Source organism: Crossiella sp. CA-258035 (genome assembly GCF_030064675.1).
Lineage (GTDB): Bacteria > Actinomycetota > Actinomycetes > Mycobacteriales > Pseudonocardiaceae > Crossiella.
This window is the reverse complement of sequence record NZ_CP116413.1, coordinates 5,696,765-5,715,895: the sequence shown is the minus strand read 5'-3', so window position 1 is coordinate 5,715,895 and position 19,131 is coordinate 5,696,765. Positions and strand designations below refer to the sequence as shown.

Annotated in this window: 18 protein-coding genes; 8 read left to right on the top strand and 10 right to left on the bottom strand. The window is 71.6% G+C overall.

Translation table 11 applies throughout. From position 1 onward, the window contains the following. Positions 1 to 39: 39 nt before the first annotated feature. On the bottom strand, positions 40 to 516 hold the full coding sequence (locus tag N8J89_RS26140) for a hypothetical protein (protein WP_283659658.1): 477 nt from the start codon (positions 514 to 516) through the stop codon (positions 40 to 42). Between the two features lie 180 nt (positions 517 to 696). Here N8J89_RS26140 and N8J89_RS26135 point away from each other — a divergent pair, with 180 nt between their 5' ends. Beyond that, positions 697 to 1,536 carry a MerR family transcriptional regulator gene (locus N8J89_RS26135; RefSeq protein WP_283659657.1) on the top strand — a complete coding sequence of 280 codons (840 nt, stop codon included), beginning with the start codon at positions 697 to 699 and terminating at the stop codon, positions 1,534 to 1,536. Here the strand turns inward: N8J89_RS26135 and N8J89_RS26130 are convergent. The 4 genes from N8J89_RS26130 to N8J89_RS26115 all read right to left on the bottom strand — a co-directional run bounded on the left by N8J89_RS26130 (position 1,533) and on the right by N8J89_RS26115 (position 5,115). Beyond that, a complete protein-coding gene (locus tag N8J89_RS26130) occupies positions 1,533 to 2,513 on the bottom strand; it encodes a hypothetical protein (RefSeq protein ID WP_283659656.1) in 981 nt (326 codons plus the stop codon). The genes N8J89_RS26135 and N8J89_RS26130 overlap by 4 nt on opposite strands. A gap of 74 nt (positions 2,514 to 2,587) precedes the next feature. Beyond that, positions 2,588 to 3,457, bottom strand: coding sequence for a trypsin-like serine peptidase (locus N8J89_RS26125; RefSeq protein ID WP_283659655.1), 870 nt, complete (start codon positions 3,455 to 3,457; stop codon positions 2,588 to 2,590). A gap of 132 nt (positions 3,458 to 3,589) precedes the next feature. After that, on the bottom strand, positions 3,590 to 3,865 hold the full coding sequence (locus tag N8J89_RS26120) for a DUF2277 domain-containing protein (protein ID WP_252479877.1): 276 nt from the start codon (positions 3,863 to 3,865) through the stop codon (positions 3,590 to 3,592). 38 nt (positions 3,866 to 3,903) lie between these two features. Beyond that, complete coding sequence (locus N8J89_RS26115; RefSeq protein WP_283659654.1) at positions 3,904 to 5,115, bottom strand: aminotransferase class I/II-fold pyridoxal phosphate-dependent enzyme; 1,212 nt, start codon at positions 5,113 to 5,115, stop codon at positions 3,904 to 3,906. 75 nt (positions 5,116 to 5,190) lie between these two features. Between N8J89_RS26115 and N8J89_RS26110 the strand changes: the two genes are divergently transcribed. Both N8J89_RS26110 and N8J89_RS26105 read left to right on the top strand, forming a co-directional pair. Then, on the top strand, positions 5,191 to 6,174 hold the full coding sequence (locus tag N8J89_RS26110) for a LysR family transcriptional regulator (protein ID WP_283659653.1): 984 nt from the start codon (positions 5,191 to 5,193) through the stop codon (positions 6,172 to 6,174). A gap of 238 nt (positions 6,175 to 6,412) precedes the next feature. Beyond that, entirely contained in the window at positions 6,413 to 8,281 is a 1,869-nt protein-coding gene (locus tag N8J89_RS26105; RefSeq protein ID WP_283659652.1) for a discoidin domain-containing protein, read from the top strand. 56 nt (positions 8,282 to 8,337) lie between these two features. Here the strand turns inward: N8J89_RS26105 and N8J89_RS26100 are convergent, their stop codons facing one another. From N8J89_RS26100 to N8J89_RS26090, 3 genes are all read right to left on the bottom strand, one after another. Further along, on the bottom strand, positions 8,338 to 8,598 hold the full coding sequence (locus tag N8J89_RS26100; RefSeq protein WP_283659651.1) for a hypothetical protein: 261 nt from the start codon (positions 8,596 to 8,598) through the stop codon (positions 8,338 to 8,340). Beyond that, entirely contained in the window at positions 8,598 to 9,395 is a 798-nt protein-coding gene (locus N8J89_RS26095) for a hypothetical protein (protein ID WP_283659650.1), read from the bottom strand. Before N8J89_RS26095 ends, N8J89_RS26100 begins: the two co-directional genes overlap by 1 nt. Before the next feature lie 139 nt (positions 9,396 to 9,534). Next, complete coding sequence (locus N8J89_RS26090) at positions 9,535 to 10,146, bottom strand: SACE_7040 family transcriptional regulator (protein WP_502868332.1); 612 nt, start codon at positions 10,144 to 10,146, stop codon at positions 9,535 to 9,537. Positions 10,147 to 10,229: 83 nt separating this feature from the next. Here N8J89_RS26090 and N8J89_RS26085 point away from each other — a divergent pair, with 83 nt between their 5' ends. From N8J89_RS26085 to N8J89_RS26075, 3 genes are read left to right on the top strand one after another with little or no spacing between them, the layout of a single operon-like run. Then, complete coding sequence (locus N8J89_RS26085; RefSeq protein ID WP_283659648.1) at positions 10,230 to 11,837, top strand: carboxyl transferase domain-containing protein; 1,608 nt, start codon at positions 10,230 to 10,232, stop codon at positions 11,835 to 11,837. Between the two features lie 11 nt (positions 11,838 to 11,848). Beyond that, positions 11,849 to 13,843, top strand: a complete 1,995-nt coding sequence (locus tag N8J89_RS26080) for an acetyl-CoA carboxylase biotin carboxylase subunit (RefSeq protein WP_283659647.1) — start codon at positions 11,849 to 11,851, stop codon at positions 13,841 to 13,843. Position 13,844: 1 nt separating this feature from the next. Then, on the top strand, positions 13,845 to 14,993 hold the full coding sequence (locus N8J89_RS26075) for an acyl-CoA dehydrogenase family protein (RefSeq protein ID WP_283659646.1): 1,149 nt from the start codon (positions 13,845 to 13,847) through the stop codon (positions 14,991 to 14,993). Positions 14,994 to 15,003: 10 nt separating this feature from the next. Here the strand turns inward: N8J89_RS26075 and N8J89_RS26070 are convergent, their stop codons facing one another. Beyond that, a complete protein-coding gene (locus N8J89_RS26070) occupies positions 15,004 to 16,830 on the bottom strand; it encodes a glycoside hydrolase family 15 protein (protein ID WP_283659645.1) in 1,827 nt (608 codons plus the stop codon). Between the two features lie 195 nt (positions 16,831 to 17,025). On the opposite strand from N8J89_RS26070, the gene N8J89_RS26065 reads away from it, so the two are divergent. Both N8J89_RS26065 and N8J89_RS26060 read left to right on the top strand, forming a co-directional pair. Then, positions 17,026 to 17,484, top strand: coding sequence for a DUF7144 family membrane protein (locus N8J89_RS26065; protein ID WP_283659644.1), 459 nt, complete (start codon positions 17,026 to 17,028; stop codon positions 17,482 to 17,484). Beyond that, entirely contained in the window at positions 17,477 to 18,544 is a 1,068-nt protein-coding gene (locus N8J89_RS26060) for an AI-2E family transporter (protein ID WP_502868331.1), read from the top strand. Before N8J89_RS26065 ends, N8J89_RS26060 begins: the two co-directional genes overlap by 8 nt. Here N8J89_RS26060 and N8J89_RS26055 read toward each other — a convergent pair. Then, positions 18,498 to 19,109, bottom strand: a complete 612-nt coding sequence (locus tag N8J89_RS26055) for a GAP family protein (protein WP_283659643.1) — start codon at positions 19,107 to 19,109, stop codon at positions 18,498 to 18,500. The genes N8J89_RS26060 and N8J89_RS26055 overlap by 47 nt on opposite strands. Between the last annotated feature and the right edge of the window lie 22 nt (positions 19,110 to 19,131).

Below are 19,131 nucleotides of genomic sequence, written 5' to 3'. Positions count from 1 at the left end.
CGGTTCTCCCTGGGGAACCGGCCGCTGTCACGTGCATGGCTAGCGGGTGCCGCTGATGATCTTGGCCACCTCGTCCATGAGCTTGGTGAGCACCTTGTCGACCTCTTCCTTGTTTTCCTTGTGGAAGGTCAGCAACTTCGGCGCGATCTCGCAGAACTTCAGCACCAGCTCCCGGAAGTCCTTGGTGCCGATCAGCCCGGCCGCGCCCTCGCTGGTGATGTCCTTGCAGATGTCCGCGCTGAGGATCGCGGCCAGCCCGAACTGGGCCGCCGCCAGCTCGGCCGGCGCGCCCTTGATCTTCTGGAGCTCGCCGAGCGCCTTGTCCGCCGCCTCGCCGAGTTTGGTCACCAGTTGCGGCTTCTCCTCCTCACACAGGTGCGCGGCGGCATCGGCCAGCCGCAACACCGCGGTGACCGGATCGACCTCCGCCAGTGGCGGTGCCGCGGCGGCGGTGCCGGTGAGCCCGCCCATGAGTACCGCGACGACCAGCGTGAGCTTCTTGACCTGCGAGAACATTGGGTTCCCTCGCTTTCCCCGACTGCTTCCGACGCTAGGAGCGCGGGATGGGGCGGGCAGGACGAGCAGCGGTGGCTCACCCGTTCCGGCGGTTGTCCTATCTAGAGAACTTTGTTTGCAGCTGCCGCAGCGGCATGTGCTGTCCTTGGCGGCACCACAGCACGAAAGGTTCGGTTCGCGATGTACCTCTCCGTCACGCCGCCCCGTCAGGTCAAGATCGGTGATGCCGCCGCCTTCGCCGGAACCACCCCACGCGCCATCCGCCACTACCACCAGATCGGTCTGCTCCCGGAGCCCGAGCGCGGCGGGGACGGCCGCCGCCGCTACGGCTACCACGACATGATTCGCCTGCTGTGGATCCGCAAGATAGCCGAGGCCGGCATCAGGCTCGACGACATGCGGGCCGCGTTCGACGACACCCGGGACATCGAGGAGAACCTGGGCCGCCTGGCGGAGACCCTGGCCGCCCAGGAGGCCGACCTCAGACGTCAGCGCATGGCCGTCCAGCGCCTGCGGGCCGTGGGCAACCCACTCGGGCTGCTGTCGGACCTGGTGACCGACCGGCTCAGCCACCTGCCCCCAGGCGCGCTGCGCCCCGCCGACCTGGACGCCCTGCTGGTCACGGAACGGATCTTCGGCCCGCTGGCCGCCGCCATCCAGGCCAGCGCGTTCATCGTGCTGGCCACCCACCCCGGCCTGCGGGCTGAGGAAGACCGGCTCGACGCGGCTGAGGCCGCCCTCGATGACGGCGTCGAGCCCGATGACCCGCGCGTGGAAGCACTCGCCATCCAGCGCTACCACCACCACAAGGCCCTGGGGCGGGCCATCGAGGCCGCCGGGCTGGACACGGCCGAGGAGGAGCTCTTCGAGATCCACGGCGACCTGGACGAGCAGCACGACCGGCGGATGAGCGCCTTCGAAGCGATCACCAAGATGCCGTACGACTTCTCGCCCGCTCGGCTGCGCTGCATCGAGCGCGCGGGACAACTCCTCGGTCAGGACCTCGCGGACAGCCCCTAGGCGCAGTGCCAGCGCACCGAGCGCAGCGGCCCGCCGCCCCGGCCGAACACCACGCCGTCGTCGCCGACGTGGTTCACCCTGGCCGTGGCCATGCCCGGCAGCAGCGGCAGCAGCGTCACGAAGGACTCGGCGCGCCACACCGCGGGCGGGCCGTCGGGCCGGTCGGCCTGCCCGCCGACCAGCTGCGTGGGGTTGATCGACTCGGCCCAGGTGGAGCGCGGCAGGTAGGTCACGTTGCCGCGTTCGCTGTCCCACTGCCAGCCGGCGGGCTCGATGCTGCTGAGGTCCACGCCCACGGCCATCCCGCCGCTGATGGCACGCGGAGAAAGCTTGGTGCGCAAGCCGTTCCGGCTGATGTCGCCGTCCCGCCAGACCAGCGCGGCCAGCTCCGCGGTGTTGGTGGTGTTGAGCAGCACCGCGCCCTGGTCGTCCAGGTCGATCGCGCGCACGCCCGAGGTGCCGGGCGCGTCCACGGCCACGGTGCCGGTCGAACGCCAGAGCAGGCCGACGGAGCGGTTGTCCGCGGTGCGGGTGGCCGAGGCGAGCACCTCGCCGCGGTTGTTGATCGCCAGCGCGGTCACCGAGGTGAACCCGGCGGGCACGGCCAGCCGCTGGTAGGCCCCGGCCTTGGTCTGGGTGAACAGCACGCCGGTCTCGCCCTGCAACAGCACGGTGCCCGCGGCGTTCTCGTCCACCACCAGCCGCAGCGCGGTCGCCGCCGGTGGCTGCGCGACCGGGTTTCCGTTGACCCAGCGGTAGAACACGGCCTCGGCCGAGCCCGCCTTGTAGTGCCCGGAGTAGTTGCCGCTGCCGTCGGAGCCGGTGACCGCGAAGTCGGCTGGGTCGAGTCCGGCCGGGGTGGGCACCGCGCTCGCCCGCCAGGTGCAGGCGGGCGCGGCGGTGGCGGCCGGGGCGGCGAGTCCGGTGGCGAGCACGGCGGCGAGCAGGGCAAGGCGGAGCGAAGTGGTGGCGCGCATTGTTCATTCTGTGCGCTCCGCCCCGGCCCTGACCACCGTTCTCAGTCGGACAGCGTGGTTCGCGGTCGGACGGTTCAGAGCTGTTCGGCGCGGGTCAGCAGCTCGCGGTCGGCGGGCGAGAGCAGAGTGCCCACCAGGTCCTTGGTGTAGACCTCGCCGGTGGTCTCGTCCAGGTCCACGGTGCCCTTGCTGGTCACCGAGTAGAGGGTGCCCTCGCCGGTGGCCGGGTTGAAACCGGTGAACCACGGGCCGCCGCTGGAGCCACCGGCCATGTCGCACAGCGTCTCCCACTGCGAGCTGCGCTTGGCCGGCAGCTCGCACCGGAACAGCTTCTGCCCCAGCCCCGCCTTCGATCCCGGGTAGCCCAGGATGGTGGTCTCCAGCGAGGCAGGCGGGTCGAAGCTCAGCCGCTGGGTGCCCGCGCGGTCGCCGACGTGCCGGCCGTCCACCGGATCCAGCACCACCATGGCCACATCCGGCGAGGACTGCTTGGTGTAGGAGCTCTGCAGCAGGAAGGCCCGCGCCGGGTACACCCCCAGCGGCGTCTGACCCTGGTCGTAGCCCGGCGCGAACACCAGGTTGCGCACCTCGATCGGCTCCTCCCAGCGGGTGTAGCCCGGCCACACGCAGTGCGCCGCGGTCACCACCACGTCCTTGGCCACCGCGGTGGCCGTGCACCAGGTCTCCGGCCCCGGCTGCTGGGTGGTGAACAGCCTGCCCACGCCCCTGGCCGCCCCGGTGTGCGGCGTGGCCACCCGCTCGGCCCGGTCCCCGGAGTCCTGGCCGACCGTGCGCATCCGCTCCGGCGTCCAGTGCGCGAGCGCGGCCGCCCGGTCCGGCTGGCCGACCTGGGTGATCAGGACGGTGTCGGCGGCCGGGGCCACTGGTGCCGCGGTGGCCAGGGCGGTGGTCGCGGCGAGTGCGAGGCTGGTGAGAGTTGCCATGATCAGAAGACGCCCGGGGCCTCGGTCACGTTGCGCGAGGCCGTCGAAGACGATGGCCGCTGGGCGGAACCGCCCGGCCGGTACGCGGAACAGACCGCTGGACGCACTCGCCGCCGAGGTCACGGCACCGAGTTAGCCCTTGGCTTTCGCGGCCAGGCGGGCCTGGACCTCCGGGCGGCGCAGCGGCGGCACCGTGGGTGGCGGCACCTTGCGGTCCGGCAGCTCGGCGAGCAGCCGGGTGGTGGTCTCCGCGACCTCGGCGACCGCGCGCTCGAACGCCTCACGGGTGGCGTCGGAGAGCGACTGCACGCCGCTGATCTTGCGGATGTACTGGCGGGCGGCGGCCTCGATCTCCTCCGGGGTCGCGGAGGGTTCCAGGCCCCGGAGCGTGGTGATGTTGCGGCACATGCGAACCACAGTACGACCGGGCACCGACAGCGGCCGGTTCACGGCCCGTGCAGCAGGGCGCGGGAGCTGGCCAAGTCGGTGACCGCGGCGGCGGTCTGGTCCAAGGCGTCGTCGACGGCGGCGGCGAAGGCGTCCGGGCCACCGATCGCGGTGATGGTCTCCGGCGGCAGGAACTTGATCAGGAGCGCGTCGGTGCCCGGTGGCAACCCGGCGAAGTGCACGGTGAGCAGGCCGTGGTCGCGCAGCAGGGTCATGGCCAGCGCCGCGGTGGCCTCGATCGGGGCGAGCGGGCCGACGGGCTTGCGGCGGGCCAGTTCGGCGAGCACCCCGGCACCGGGCAGGCGGGTGATGAACGGGGTCTGCTCAACCCAGTCGCCGAGGCGGGCGCGCAGGGCCGCGCCGACCACGTGGGTCTGCGCGACCAGCTCGCGGACTCGTTCCGGGCGGTAGTCCTGGAGGGTCTGCACCACCGCGGGGTAGAGGGCCGGGCGGCACTCGCTGCCGAGCTCGAAGGCGCGGGCGCGAGCCTGGGCGATGAGGTCGGCGCGGCCACCGAGCAGGCCGACCCTGGGTCCGCCGACGCCGTACTTGTCCAGGCCGGTGGCGCCTAAGTCCGCGTCGAGCTCCAGGGTGCGGGGCTGGCCGAGGACGGCCGGGCCGACCCGCGCGCCGCCCGCGTCGTCCACCACGACCAGCGCGCCGTGCGCGTGCGCCAGCTCGACCACGCGGTGCAGCTCCTCGGTGCTCAGCGCGTCGTAGGTGACGGCGAGGCGGGTCAGCGCGACCACCGAGACATCCCGTTGCGCGGCAAGGGTTTCCGCGAGTGCGGCCATGGTGGTGTCGACCAGGTGGCCGCCCGAGTCGCGGACCGCGCGGGCCACCGCGGGATGGCTGTAGCTGGGGGAGACGCCGACCACGGTGGAGCCCGGCCGGACGGTGACCTGCATGGCCGCGTACAGGGCCGCGGTGAGGCGGTTGGTGACCAGGACGTCGTCCCGGCCGGACTCGCCGCCCAGGTGTTCCAGGCCCAGCTCGTGCAGGGGTTCGGCGTAGAGCGCGCCCGCCCACTCGTCGTCCAGGACCCAGGTGTCCAGCTCGGGCAGGTCGACGCGGCGGTCCAGGCCGCTGACGTTGTGCAGGGGCAGCGCCTCGGCGGCGCGGTGCCGGATGTGGCGGCGGGCCTCGTCGAGTTTGCGCAGGTGGGATCGGGTGTCGTCGAGGATGGCGCCGGGGGCGTACGGGAGGGTCACGGGTCCAGCAGACCCTGTGCCACGGTGGCACACAAGTTCAACAATTGATCGGATAGTGTTCGATATGGTGCACCGGTGTTGTCCCTGCCCGCCCTGCGCCTGCTGCACGAGCTGCGCCGCCGGGGCACCCTGACCGCGGCCGCCGAGGCACTGCACCTGAGCCGGTCCGCGGCCAGCCACCAGCTCGCCGCGCTGCAACGGGCCGCCGGGGTCGCGCTGACCGAGAAGGTGGGTCGCACCCTGCGGTTCACCGAGGCGGGGCTGCTGCTGGCCGGGCACGCCGAGCGGGTGCTGCACGAGCTGGAGGAGGCGGGCACGGTCGCCGAACGGGTCAGGGGCGACCCGTCGGGTGTGATCCGGATCGGCGCGGTGCAGACCATCGCCGCCGGCGTGCTGCCCGGCGTGCTCACCGACCTGGCCGCCGAGCACCCGCGCCTGCGCGTGGAAGCCGCGCATGTCACCACCGAGGAGGCCCAGGACGCGGTGCCCGCCGGCCGGCTCGACCTGGCCGTGGTCTCCTCCTACGACAGTGCCCCGCTGACCATCCAGCCCGGCACCCACACCGAGGTCCTCTTCCGCGACCCGGTCCGCCTGGCCCTGCCCGCCGGCCACCGCCTGGCCAGGCGCTCCGGCGTGGTGCGGATCGCCGAGCTGGCCGGGGAACGCTGGATCGCGGGGGAGGCGGGCAGCTACTTCGGCAGGTTGGTGCCCGCGCTGTGCCACCGCGCCGGGTTCACCCCGGACATCCTGCACCGGACCAGCGACGTGGCGGTGCTGGCGGCGTTCGTGACAGCGGGGCACGGGGTCGCTTGCGTGCCCGCGATCGCCGATCTGGCCCGGTGGCCGGGGATGGTGACGGTGGGGATCGACGCGGAGGACGCTGGGCGGGACATCGTGGTGCTGCTGCGTGAGGGCAGCCGGGGGAGACCGGCGGTGCAGGTCGCGCTGGCGGCGCTGCGTCGGCACCCGGTTGACCGAGAGCGCTCTCTGAGCCAGCGGGCCGAGTTCAGCTGGATCGCGAGGCGGGTCGAGTCCGGTGGAAGAACTCGATCAGGATGAGGTCGGTGCTGTCCGGCCTGCGGCGCGGTTCCCGGCTGGCAGGCGGCCTGGCCGCTGGTGATGGCCGGGTCGTCGACTCAACGCGCGCCCTGCCCGCGGAAACGGCCAGGGCGCAAGCGCGCAGCGCCTGGGTCGTTACGGGCGATTGACAGCCAGGTAAATCGCCCTAGAGTGAGTTGCGAGAGAGCGCTCTCACGCCGCCAGCTGACCGCCCTCCCTGAAGTTGCGAGGTGGCGCCATGCGCGCACAACACCGTTCCCTGGCGCGACGACTGCTCATCGCCCCACTGGTCGCCGCCCTGTTCGGCACCGCCCTCAGCCCGGCGGCGCAGGCCGCGCCCGAGCCCGGCTGGGACAAGGACTGGGCCGCGGCGGCACTGGCGGGCAACCCCGCCGCGGCCACCGCTTCCGGTTCGGAGAACCCGGACTCCGCGCCGGGCAAGGCCATCGACGACAACCCCGGCACCCGCTGGGCCAGCAACCCCGCCGACGACGCCTGGCTGCGCATCGACCTGGGCGCCAGCATCCGCGTCAGTCAGGTGCGGCTGGTGTGGGAGGCCGCCTTCGGCCGCCGCTACGCGCTGGAGGTCTCCGGCGACGGCAGCGACTGGCGGCCCTTCTACACCGAGAACGCGGGCACCGGCGGCACCACGAACGTGCACACCTACCCGCGTGAGGTGGTCGGCCGGTACCTGCGGCTGCGCGGCATCGAGCGGGCGACCCCGTACGGCTACTCGCTGTTCTCGGTGGTGGTCAAGGGCGGCGTGCCCGCACCGGCCGGCACCACCGAGCGCAACCTGGCGCTGCACCACCCGGTCTTCGGCGACTACTACCAGCACGCCGGGAACTCGCCGGCCTTCGCGGTGGACGGCGGCTACCCGGAGAACCTGCGGGATGACGTCACCCGCTGGTCCAGCGACTGGAACGCCAACCGCTGGCTCGGCGTGGACCTGGGCGCGAACGCGCGGATCAACCGGGTCGAGCTGTACTGGCAGGCCGCCTACGCGGTGGACTACGCCCTGGAAGTCTCCGCGGACAACCGGAACTGGCGGCAGGTCTACCGGCCCTCGGCCGATGAGGTGGCCGCGCGGCGGGCCGATGTGAAGCCGCCGGGTGAGGCGGTCGGCCGGATCGACCGGGTGAACCTGGGCGCCGACGCCCGCTACATCCGGATGCGCGGCATCGAGCGGCGGTCCTTCTACAACCCCGCGCCGCACACCGCGCAGTTCGGCTACTCGCTCTACGAGTTCCAGGTCTGGGGCACCGGCGGCAGTGCCGCGGCCCGCTACCCGGACGCGCCGCCCAGCCCCGGCGGCACGTACCAGACCACGTTCTTCGACGACTTCACCGGCGCGGCGCTGGACCGGAACCGGTGGCGGGTGCAGCGGACCGGGGCGACCTTCAACCCGGTCAACGGCGAGGCCCAGGCCTACGTCGACTCACCGGAGAACATCAGTGTGCGCAACGGTTCCCTGGAGCTGACCGCGCGCTGGAAGCCGGGGTTCACCACGCCTGACGGTGGCAAGTTCGACTTCACCTCCGGCCGGATCGACACCAACACCAAGCACGACTTCACCTACGGCCGGATCAGCGCCAGGGTGAAGATGCCGGTGGGCGACGGCTACTGGCCGGCGTTCTGGTTGCTGGGCAGCGATGTGGACGATCCCAATGTGGGCTGGCCGGCCAGTGGGGAGACCGACATCCTGGAGAACATCGGCTACGCCAACTGGGTCAGCGCGGCGCTGCACGGCCCCGGCTACTCCGCCGACGGCAACATCGGCAAGACCGAGTACTTCCCGGCCGGTGGCAGCGCGGACCAGTGGCACGTCTACTCGGCCGAGTGGACCCCGCGGCACATCGCGTTCTCGCTGGACGGCCGGGAGTACCACCGGATCACCAGGGACCACGTGGAGTCGTTGCGCGGGCAGTGGGTCTTCGACAAGAACCAGTACGTGATCCTGAACTTCGCCCTCGGCGGGGCCTATCCCGCCGGGCACAACAAGGTGACCCAGCCGTACTGGGGGCTGCCACAGTCCAGTGTGGACCGGGTGCGGACCAGCGAGATCAAGACCGAGGTGGACTGGGTGCGGGTGGAACAACGGCGTTGACCCGTGCCGCGGTGGGGCGGGTGGCGCCCGAGGCGCGCCGCCCGCCCCACCTCCGGTCACCGGACCGGGTGCCAGTCCGCCTCGCGGAGCTGGACCACGTCGCCGATCAGGCCGTGCCGGTCCGTGCCGCCGGGGCCGGGGACGATCGTCACCACACCGGTCACCTCCACGGTCAGTCCGGCGGCCGCGCCCCAGTCGGCCAGCCCGGCCACGTACACCGGTGGTTCTCCGTCGCGGAGGAGAACCGCGCCCGCGTGCGCGTTGCCCGCGGTGCCGCGGAGGCGGACGGTTTTCCCGGCCTGGTCGGCGAGGTTCATCAGACCTTCTTCGCGAATGCCACGGTGAACACCTGGCGGTCGAAGTCCAACAGGTCACGCGAATAGTAGTCGAAAGTGCTCTGGAATACCTTCATGCCCGGTTCGGCGTGGTTCGCGTGCCACCAGTTCTTGGTGTTCTCGTCGTACCAGCCGTAGTCGAAGTTGACATAACCGGGGCGGGCGGCATAACGGTAGGAGTTCATGTCGACCTGGCCGCGCGCATTCGGCCGGTACATCTTCTCGGCGAACTCATCGGTCCAGTCCGGGTTCTGCTTCGAGTAGAACCGCTTGGAGAAGATGGCCGCGGTCAGCTCGCCGGTGTCCAGGTCGCGGGGGAGTGCGCGCTGTACGTTCTCCAGCTTGCCCAGCAGCGGGTGGGCGCGTACGGCCGCGGCGTACTGGGCGGCGCTGGGCCCGGACTTGATGATCTCGTTCAGTGCGGCCTGCACCTCGCGGGCCTTGCCGAAGGTGCCGAAGGACAGGCCGAGCGGCGGGTTGCCGACGTCGGCGCGCTCCAGGTTGACCACGGTGACGCCGATGCAGCCGCGGGCCAGGTTGGCGCGCTCGTCGGCGGTCATCGCGCGGCCGTGGAAGGTCTCCCACGCCTTGATGTAGTCGGCGACCTTCCAGGTCTTGGACTCGGTGCCGGGCTTGAGCGGCGGGGCGATCGGCAGGCCGACGATGGATACCGCGGCGGTGGGGGCCGGCGCCGCGGTGGCGGCGGCAGTGCCGGGGATGAGCAGACCCAGACCGAGCGCGGCGGCGGTCAGGGTACGGACCAGAACGGAATTTCTCACGGCTTGAAAGCTAGGAATTCGCAACGATTGCGGTCAAACAGTTGTGACCGCGCTCATGTGCTTTTTCCCGAATGGGGCAGGGAACAACGTTTGTTCTTATTTCGGGCAGCTCGCGTTACAGTGGGAAAAGCGATCCCGCTCACTTCCCGGACAGTGTGCCCGGGGTGGTGAGCGCGGCCAGCGCCATCCGGTGCAGCAGGCCGGCCATCGCCGCGCGGTCCAGGTGCGCGCTGTGCGGGGTGGAGTTGAGCAGGCCGAAGACCGCGTGCGCGGCGGCGCGGGCGGCCGGTTCGTCGTCCAGGCCGGGCACCGCCTGCACGATCACCCGCACCCAGACCTCGACGTAGCGGCGCTGCAGGGCGCGGACCTGGCGGCGGTCGGCGTCGGCCAGGTTGCCCAGGTTGCGCTCGTGCACGGTGATCAGCGCGCGGTTGTCCAGCGCGAAGTCCAGTTGCCAGCCGATCAGCGCGTTGAGCGCGGACTCCGGGTCCGGCGCGGCGGCCACCCTGGCCCCGCCGCCGTCCAGGAGCTTCTGGCTGATGTCCACCAGCATCTCGCCGAGCATGGCGTCCTTGCTGCGGAAGTGCCGGTAGACGCCGGGGCCGCTGATGCCCACCGCGGAGCCGATGTCGTCGATGCCGACGCCGTGGAAGCCGTGCCGGGCGAAGAGCTCGGCCGCCGCGGCCAGTAGCTGTTCGCGACGGGTCGGCCCACTCTGCCGGGTGGCTGCGCTCGACGTCATAGTGGTCATACTAGCGCCGGGGGTTAGCGAGCGTTAACATCGTGGGAGACCGTGTTAACGGCCGTTAACTTTCAACGAGGAGAGTCCGGCACATGGACGTCCTGCGCAGCGCCGCCGACCCGACGGCGGAGAGCTTCAAGCGCGCCGTCGAGGAGCACACCGCGCTGTCCGCCGACCTGCGCGACCAGCTGGCCCAGGCGCGCAAGGGCGGCCCGGAGCGCGCCCGGCAGCGGCACGTCGAGCGCGGCAAGCTGCTGCCGCGGGACCGCGTCGACTCACTGGTCGACCCCGGCTCGCCGTTCCTGGAGCTGTCCCCGCTGGCCGCGCACGGCATGTACGACGGCGAGGCCCCGGCCGCCGGCATCATCACCGGTGTCGGCCGGATCTCCGGTCGCGAGTGCGTGATCGTGGCCAACGACGCCACCGTCAAGGGCGGCACCTACTACCCGATGACGGTCAAGAAGCACCTGCGCGCCCAGGAAGTGGCGCTGCACAACAACCTGCCCTGCGTGTACCTGGTCGACTCCGGCGGTGCGTTCCTGCCCCGCCAGGACGAGGTGTTCCCCGACCGCGAGCACTTCGGCCGGATCTTCTACAACCAGGCCACCATGTCCGGCCGGGGCATCCCGCAGATCGCCGCGGTGCTCGGCTCCTGCACCGCCGGCGGCGCCTACGTCCCGGCGATGAGCGACGAAGCGGTGATCGTGCGCAACCAGGGCACGATCTTCCTCGGCGGCCCGCCGCTGGTGAAGGCGGCCACCGGTGAGGTGGTCACCGCGGAGGAGCTGGGCGGCGGCGAGCTGCACTCGCGCACCTCCGGCGTCACCGACCACCTGGCAGAGGACGACGCGCACGCGCTGCAGATCGTCCGGTCCATTGTGGACACCCTCGGCCCGCGTCAGCCCAAGCCGTGGCGGATCGAGCCGAGCGAGGAGCCGCTGGCCGACCCCGCCGAGCTCTACGGCGTGGTGCCGGTGGACAGCCGCACCCCCTACGACGTGCGCGAGGTGATCGCGCGGATCGTCGACGGCAGCCGGTTCCACGAGTTCAAGCGGGAGTACGGGCAGACCCTGGTCACCGGGTTCGCCCGCATCCACGGCCACCCGGTGGGCATCGTGGCCAACAACGGCATCCTCTTCGGCGAGTCCGCGGTCAAGGGCGCGCACTTCATCCAGCTCTGCGACCAGCGGCAGACCCCGCTGGTGTTCCTGCAGAACATCTCCGGGTTCATGGTCGGCCGCGAGTACGAGGCGGGCGGCATCGCCAAGCACGGCGCCAAGATGGTCACCGCGGTGGCCTGCGCGCGGGTGCCCAAGTTCACCATGATCATCGGTGGCTCCTTCGGCGCGGGCAACTACTCGATGTGCGGCCGGGCCTACTCGCCGCGGTTCCTCTGGATGTGGCCGAACGCGCGGATCTCGGTGATGGGCGGCGAACAGGCCGCCTCGGTGCTGGCCACCGTGCGCCGCGACCAGTTCGAGGCCAAGGGCCAGGACTGGCCGGCCGAGGACGAGCAGGCGTTCAAGGACCCGATCCGCGCCCAGTACGAGGACCAGGGCCACCCCTACTACTCCACCGCCCGGCTGTGGGACGACGGCGTGATCGACCCCGCCGACACCCGCACCGTGCTCGGACTCGCCCTCTCCGCCGCCGCCAACGCGCCGATCGAGCCCACGGGCTACGGCGTTTTCCGAATGTGAGGCAGTTGACCATGTTCGACACCGTCCTGGTCGCCAACCGCGGTGAGATCGCGGTCCGGGTGATCGACACGTTGCGGCGCATGGGCATCCGCTCGGTCGCGGTGTACAGCGACGCCGACGCCGGTGCCCGGCACGTGCGGGAGGCCGACGTCGCGGTGCGCATCGGCCCGGCCGCCGCGCGGGAGAGCTACCTGTCCATCGAACGGATCATCAACGCGGCCAGGGAGACCGGCGCGCAGGCCGTGCACCCCGGCTACGGCTTCCTGGCCGAGAACACCGCCTTCGCCACCGCCTGCGCCGAGGCCGGGCTGGTCTTCATCGGCCCGCCGCCGGCCGCGATCGAGGCCATGGGCGACAAGATCCGCGCCAAGCAGACCGTCTCGGCCGCCGGGGTGCCCGTGGTGCCCGGCCGCAGCGAGCCCGGCCTGACCGACGCCGACCTGATCGAGGCCGCGGCCGAGGTCGGTTTCCCGGTGCTGCTCAAGCCTTCCGCCGGTGGCGGCGGCAAGGGCATGCGGCTGGTCACCGAGACCGCGGGGCTGGCCGAGGCGATCGCCAGCGCGCGGCGGGAGGCGCGCGGCTCCTTCGGCGACGACACGCTGCTGCTGGAGCGGTTCGTGCAGCGGCCCCGGCACATCGAGATCCAGGTGCTGGCCGACAACCACGGCACCGTGCTGCACCTGGGCGAGCGCGAGTGCAGCCTGCAACGGCGGCACCAGAAGATCGTGGAAGAGGCGCCCTCGCCGCTGCTGGAGGAGGAAACCCGGCAGCGGATGGGCGCGGCGGCGGCCGAGGCCGCGCGCTCGGTGGGCTACACCGGCGCGGGCACCGTGGAGTTCATCGTCTCCGCGGACGCCCCCGAGGAGTTCTTCTTCATGGAGATGAACACCCGGCTCCAGGTCGAGCACCCGGTCACCGAGCTGGTCACCGGCCTGGACCTGGTGGAGTGGCAGCTGCGGGTGGCGGCGGGGGAGAAGCTCGCACTGTCCCAAAAGGACGTTGAGCTGACCGGGCACGCGGTGGAGGCGCGGATCTACGCCGAGGACCCGGCCCGCGGCTTCCTGCCCACCGGCGGCACCGTGCTGGTGCTGCGCGAACCCGGCGACCGGGTGCGGGTGGACTCGGCGCTGCTGCCCGGCAGCGCGGTCGGCAGCGACTACGACCCGATGCTGGCCAAGTACATCGCGCACGGCCGGGACCGGGCCGAGGCCATCCGGCGGCTGCGGGACGCGCTGGCCAACTCGGTGCTGCTCGGCGTCACCACCAACATCCCGTTCCTGCTCGCCCTGCTGGCCGATGAGGACGTGGCCGCCGGACGCCTGGACACCGGCCTGGTCGAGCGCAAGCTGGACAAGCTCACCGAGTCCGAGGTGCCGCAGGAGGTCTACGCGGCCGCGGCGCTGGAACGGTTGCTGGCACTGGAACCCAGCGGTTCCGCCGACCCGTGGGACGTGCCCGGCGGCTGGCGGATCGGCGAACCGGCCTGGGCCAGCTGGCAGATCGAGACCGCGGGGCAGGAGCCGGTCGAGGTCAAGGTCCGCGGCCGCGCGCACAACGCGGAAGTCGTGGTCGGCGAAGGAGATCCCGAGCCCGCCAGCGCCTCGGCCACGGTCGACGCCGACGGCGCGGTCCGGCTCACCCTGTCCTACCGGGGCCGCACCACCAGGTTCACCACCGTCCGCAGTGGACAGTCCAGCTGGCTGACCGCGGACGGCAGCACCTACCAGCTCACCGAGACCGAGAAGCTGGCCGCCGCCCGGCACGAGGCCCCCGGCGGGCGTGGTGGCCCGGTCACCAGCCCGATGCCCGGCACCGTGCTGGTGGTCAAGGTCGCCCAGGGGGAGGCCGTCACCGCGGGCCAGCCCCTGATCATCGTCGAGGCCATGAAGATGGAGCACACCATCACCGCCCCGGTGGACGGCCTCGTCAGCGAACTACGGGTGCGGCCCGGCCAACAGGTCGGTCTGGACCAGGCCCTTGCCGTCGTTACTCCCCAGGAGGGATGAGATGTTCGAGCAGCTGAGCGAGGAGTACGAGGCCCTCCGCAAGACGGTCGCCGAGTTCGCCAGGGACGAGGTCGCCCCGGTCATCGGGGAGTTCTACGAGAACTGCGAGTTCCCGTACGAGATCGTGCGCAAGATGGGTCAGATGGGCCTGTTCGGCCTGCCCTTCCCGGAGGCCGACGGCGGCATGGGCGGCGACTACTTCGCGCTCTGCCTGGCCCTGGAGGAGCTGGCCCGCGTCGACTCCTCGGTGGCGATCACCCTGGAGGCCGGGGTCTCCCTCGGCGCCATGCCGATCCACCGCTTCGGCACCCCGGAGCAGAAGGCGGAGTGGCTGCCCAGGCTGTGCACCGCGGAACAGCTCGGCGCCTTCGGCCTCACCGAGCCCGGCAGCGGCTCGGACGCCTCCGGCATGCGCACCACCGCCAAGCTGGACGGTGACGAGTGGGTGATCAACGGCAGCAAGGCCTTCATCACCAACTCCGGCACCGACCTCACCGGCTTCGTCACCGTCGCCGCGGTCACCGGCAAGAAACCCGATGGCCGCAAGGAGATCTCCACCATCATCGTGCCCTCGGGCACCCCCGGCTTCACCGTGGCCAAGAAGTACTCCAAGGTCGGCTGGAACGCCAGCGACACCCACGAACTGTCCTTTGCGGACGTTCGGGTGCCTGCCAAGAACCTGCTCGGCGAACGCGGCCGCGGCTACGCCCAGTTCCTGCAGACCCTGGACGAGGGCCGGATCGCCATCGCCGCGCTGTCGGTGGGCCTGGCCCAGGGCTGTGTGGACGAGTCGGTGCGCTACGCGGGCGAGCGCGAGGCCTTCGGCCAGAAGATCGGCGAGTACCAGGCCATCCAGTTCAAGATCGCCGACATGGAGGCCCGCGCGCACACCTCGCGGCTGGCCTACCACCACGCCGCGGCCAAGATGCTGCGCGGCGAGCCCTTCAAGAAGGAGGCCGCCATCGCCAAGCTGGTGGCCAGCAACGCGGCCATGGACAACGCCCGCGACGCCACCCAGGTCTTCGGCGGCTACGGCTTCATGAACGAGTACCCGGTGGGCCGGTTCTACCGGGACGCGAAGATCCTGGAGATCGGCGAGGGCACCAGCGAGGTCCAGCGCATGCTGATCGCGCGGCAGCTGGGTCTCTGACCGGGGGGCCTCACCGCTGGTCGATCTGGTCGAGGGTGAGCGCGGCGTCGATCAGGGCCAGGTGGGTGAAGGCCTGCGGGAAGTTGCCGAGCTGCTCGCCGGTGGGGCCGACCTCCTCGGCGTAGAGGCCGAGGTGGTTGGCGTAGGTGAGCATCTTGTCGAAGATCAGACGGGCCCGCGCCACCTGGCCGGCGCGGGCCAGCGCGTCCACATAACCGAAGGTGCACAACGAGAACGTGCCCTCGGCGCCCGCCAGCCCGTCCGGTGAGGCGGCCGGATCGTAGCGGTAGACCAGGCTGTCGCTGACCAGGTCCGTGCCGATCGCCGACAGCGTGCTCAGCCAGAGCGGGTCCCGTGGCGCGATGAAGCCGACCTTGGGCATGCGCAGCAGCGAGGAGTCGAGCACGGTCGAGCCGTACTGCTGGACGAAGGCGGCGCGCACCGGATCCCAGCCGTGGGTGAAGACCTGGGTGTGCACGCGGTCGCGTTCCTGCCGCCACCGCTGGGCCGGGCTGGGCCTGCCGGACTGCTCGGCCAGCCGGATCGCGCGGTCGAAGGCCACCCAGCTCATCACCCGGCCGTAGGTGAAGTCGGCCCGGCCGCCCCTGGTCTCCCAGATGCCCTCCTCCGGCCGGTTCCAGTTCACCGCCAGCCAGTCCAGCAGCTCCAGCACGGCCTGCCAGCCTCGCTGGCCGAGGCGCAGCCCGTGCTGGTCCGCCTGGTACAGGCTGTCCAGCGCCTCGCCGTAGATGTCGAGCTGGAGCTGGCCCGCGGCCTCGTTGCCGATCCGCACCGGGCGTGAGCCGCGATATCCCTCCCAGTGCCCGAGGACCTCCTCGTGCAGGTCCGCCGAACCGTCCACCCGGTACATCAGCTGGAGTGGCCCGTCGGCGTGCTCGGGCCGCTGTTCGTACCGGTCGCCGAGCCAGTGCGCGAAGTCCTCGGCCTCGGTGCGCAATCCCAGGCCCAGCAAGGAGTTCACCGAGAACGAGGCGTCCCTGATCCAGGTGTAGCGGTAGTCCCAGTTGCGTTCCCCGCCGAGCTGTTCGGGCAGTCCCGCGGTGGGCGCGGCCACCATCGCGCCGGTCGGGGCGTAGGTCAGCAGCTTGAGGGTGACCGCCGACCGGTTGACCGCCTCCCGCCAGCGGCCGCGGTAGCTCGAGCCGGCCAGCCAGGACTGCCAGAACCGCACGGTCTCCTCGAACAGCTGGCGGACCTCGGCAGGCCGGATGACCCTGGGCGCGCCCTCGGCCGCGGACTCCAGCACGATCCCGCGCACCTGCCCCGCGGTCAGCGTGAGCGCGGCCCCCACGTCGCCGTCCTGGCTGACCCACACCTCGGCCTGCCGGACGTCCTCGTGGCCGCGGGCCACGTGCAGGGTCAGCGCGTGGGTGCCCGCGTCGAAGATCGCGCCGTGCTCGGTCAGCACGGCCGAGTGCGGCTGCCTGCCGTAGTCGAACCGCGGCGCCACCTCCACCTCGAAGTCGATCTGGCCGCGCACGCACCGCAGCATCCGCACCAGCCGGTGGTTCCCGGTGGCCGAACGGGGGCCCGGCGGCATGAAGTCGACCACCTCGCCGGTGCCGCCCGGGGCCAGGAACCTGGTGATCAGCACCGCGGTGTCCGGGAAGTAGAGCTGTTTGGTGGTGTAGGGCCCGCGTGCGGGGCGGATGGCGAAGTGGCCGCCGCGCCGGTGGTCCAGCAGCGCGCCGAACACGCTCGGCGAGTCGAACCTGGGGCAGCAGAACCAGTCGATGGTCCCCTCGGTGCTGACCAGCGCCGCGGTGTGCAGGTCGCCGATCAGGCCGTGGTCTGCGATCGGTGCGTACTGGTCCACAACGACTCCTCGTGCTCGACGTCTTCGGTCTCGCTTCGAAGGTGCCGGGCGGGCCGGTCACCGCACACCACCCGGCATTGGTGGTCCGGCGGGCGCACCGGCGGGATCGCCCGCGCCGGGGGAGGCGGACGGGGCCGGTGGTTGCCACGGTGGCAGGCGTTGCTGACCGGACCGACCACGTGGATGGGGTGCAGGATGACTGAACACAGGGACCGCAGGACCGGACGCGCCAGGAACGACCTGGTGACGATGGGCGGCAGCGGAGACCCGATGATCTCGGCGTGGGTGGGCTGGGTCTGGTTCACCGCGATCCTGATGGTGATCATCGGGGTGGTGGACGTGATCCAGGGGCTGGTCGCGCTGTTCCGGCAGAACATCTACGTCACCGGCGCGGAGCGGGTGCTCGTGTTCGACCTGACCAGCTGGGGCTGGGTGCACCTGCTGGTCGGCGTGGTGGTCGCGCTGGCCGGGTTCGCGCTGTTCGTCGGCGCGCTCTGGGCGCGGGTGGTCGCGGTGCTGCTGGTGGTGCTGAACGCGTTGGCGCAGCTGACGTTCCTGCCGGTGTACCCGGTGTGGTCGATCATCTCGATCACCCTGTGCGTGCTGGCCATCTGGGCGATCGTGGTGCACGGCGGGGAACCCGCGCGTGTCTGAGGCCGTCGCTGGTATGCCGCGTGGCCTGGTGGTCCTGCTGGGCGCGGCGGCCGCCGTGGTCGCCGTGGCCGGGATCAAGGTGCTGGCCTGGCTGGTCTCCCCGGTGCTGCTGGCGCTGATCATCGTGATCACGATCAGCCCGGTGCACCGGTGGCTGCGCGGGCGCGGGTGCAGGCCGTGGGCGGCCACGGCCGCGCTGGTGGTGCTGGTCTACGGCCTGCTGCTCGGGCTGGTGCTGGTGCTGTTCGTGTCGGTGGCCAGGCTGGCCGCGACGCTGCCGCGCTACGCGGGGCAGTTCCAGGAGCTGCTGGCCGGAGTCACCGGCGCGCTGGGCCGCTTCGGCGTGCAGCCCGAGCAGGTCCGGCAGGCACTGCACTCGCTGGACTTCGGCAAGGTGCTCGGCTACGCCGGTGAGCTGATGCGCGGGGTGGGCGGGCTGACCACCAGCCTGGTGTTCCTGCTGGCGCTGCTGCTGTTCCTGGTGGTGGAGGTCAACGGTTTCGACCAGCGGCTGGCCGAGCTGGCCCGCGACCGTCCACATGCGACAGTCGCGCTGCTGAGCTTCAGCCGCCGGACCCGGCGCTACCTGGTGGTGACCACGATCTTCGGCCTCATCATCGCGGTGCTGGACACCATCGCGCTGGCACTGCTGGGTGTGCCGCTGGCCGTGCTGTGGGGACTGCTGTCCTTCGTGACCAACTACATCCCCACCCTCGGGTTCATCATCGGCGTGGTGCCACCGGCCGTGCTGGCCCTGCTCGACGGCGGCTGGCAGCGCATGCTGGTCGTCATCCTGGTCTACTGGGCGGTGAACTTCGTCGCCCAGTCCCTGGTCCAGCCCAGGTACGTCGGCAACGCCGTCGGGCTGTCCGCGATGACCACCTTCCTGGCACTGGTGTTCTGGACCTGGGTGCTCGGCCCGCTGGGCGCGCTGCTGGCCATCCCGGCCACCCTGCTGGTCACCACGCTGCTGATCGACGTCGACCCGAGGGCGGGCTGGGCGGCCGCGCTGGTCAGAGCACCAGCAACAGCACGAACAGCAGACAGGCCAGCACGTTGACCAGCCAGCTGTGCGCGGTCAGCCAGTCCCGGGCCACCGGCGCGAACCGTTCGGCCCGGCGGCGGAAGAGCAGGAAGACCAGCAGCGGGGCCGCGGCGATCAGCACCGTGGCGCCGAGGAACGGCAGCGCCGCGGTCAGCGGCTGGCCGTGCCGCGCGAGCTGCACGCCCACGGTGAGCATCACCACCACGTCGGAGGGGAACAGGCCGATCAACAGCAGCCCGGTGCGGAACCCGGTGCCCGGCCCCGCGTTCAGCAGCGTGCCCAGCCACGCGGGCGGCTTGACCTCGGCCCGCCGCACCCAGTTGCCGACCGCCACCGCGAGCAGCACCGCGGCCAGCCCGTACTGGAGCAGCTCGCCGAGCGCGCCGGCCGGGCGGGTCAACGGGAGCAGTCCGGCCAGCCAGCGCGCGAGGGCCACCCCGGCGGTGGCGGCGGTGGCGACCCCGGCGAGGAACGCGCAGGAGACGGTGACCGCCCGCCTGGTGGTGACGAAGATGAGCGCGGACATGATCTGTGGCCCGGCCATCATGGTGACGGCCAGGGGGAGCACGGCGAGGTCCATCAGCGAAGCGTCCCCGGCGCAC

Bases quoted from the DNA above. Each gene is read 5' to 3' on its own strand.
- N8J89_RS26090 (WP_502868332.1), bottom strand. From the start codon at position 10,146: ATGACCACTATGACGTCGAGCGCAGCCACCCGGCAGAGTGGGCCGACC.
- N8J89_RS26080 (WP_283659647.1), top strand. From the start codon at position 11,849: ATGTTCGACACCGTCCTGGTCGCCAACCGCGGTGAGATCGCGGTCCGG.
- N8J89_RS26055 (WP_283659643.1), bottom strand. From the start codon at position 19,109: ATGGACCTCGCCGTGCTCCCCCTGGCCGTCACCATGATGGCCGGGCCA.
- N8J89_RS26105 (WP_283659652.1), top strand. From the start codon at position 6,413: ATGCGCGCACAACACCGTTCCCTGGCGCGACGACTGCTCATCGCCCCA.
- N8J89_RS26125 (WP_283659655.1), bottom strand. From the start codon at position 3,457: ATGGCAACTCTCACCAGCCTCGCACTCGCCGCGACCACCGCCCTGGCC.
- N8J89_RS26075 (WP_283659646.1), top strand. From the start codon at position 13,845: ATGTTCGAGCAGCTGAGCGAGGAGTACGAGGCCCTCCGCAAGACGGTC.
- N8J89_RS26085 (WP_283659648.1), top strand. From the start codon at position 10,230: ATGGACGTCCTGCGCAGCGCCGCCGACCCGACGGCGGAGAGCTTCAAG.
- N8J89_RS26130 (WP_283659656.1), bottom strand. From the start codon at position 2,513: ATGCGCGCCACCACTTCGCTCCGCCTTGCCCTGCTCGCCGCCGTGCTC.
- N8J89_RS26120 (WP_252479877.1), bottom strand. From the start codon at position 3,865: ATGTGCCGCAACATCACCACGCTCCGGGGCCTGGAACCCTCCGCGACC.
- N8J89_RS26065 (WP_283659644.1), top strand. From the start codon at position 17,026: ATGACTGAACACAGGGACCGCAGGACCGGACGCGCCAGGAACGACCTG.
- N8J89_RS26135 (WP_283659657.1), top strand. From the start codon at position 697: ATGTACCTCTCCGTCACGCCGCCCCGTCAGGTCAAGATCGGTGATGCC.
- N8J89_RS26140 (WP_283659658.1), bottom strand. From the start codon at position 516: ATGTTCTCGCAGGTCAAGAAGCTCACGCTGGTCGTCGCGGTACTCATG.
- N8J89_RS26100 (WP_283659651.1), bottom strand. From the start codon at position 8,598: ATGAACCTCGCCGACCAGGCCGGGAAAACCGTCCGCCTCCGCGGCACC.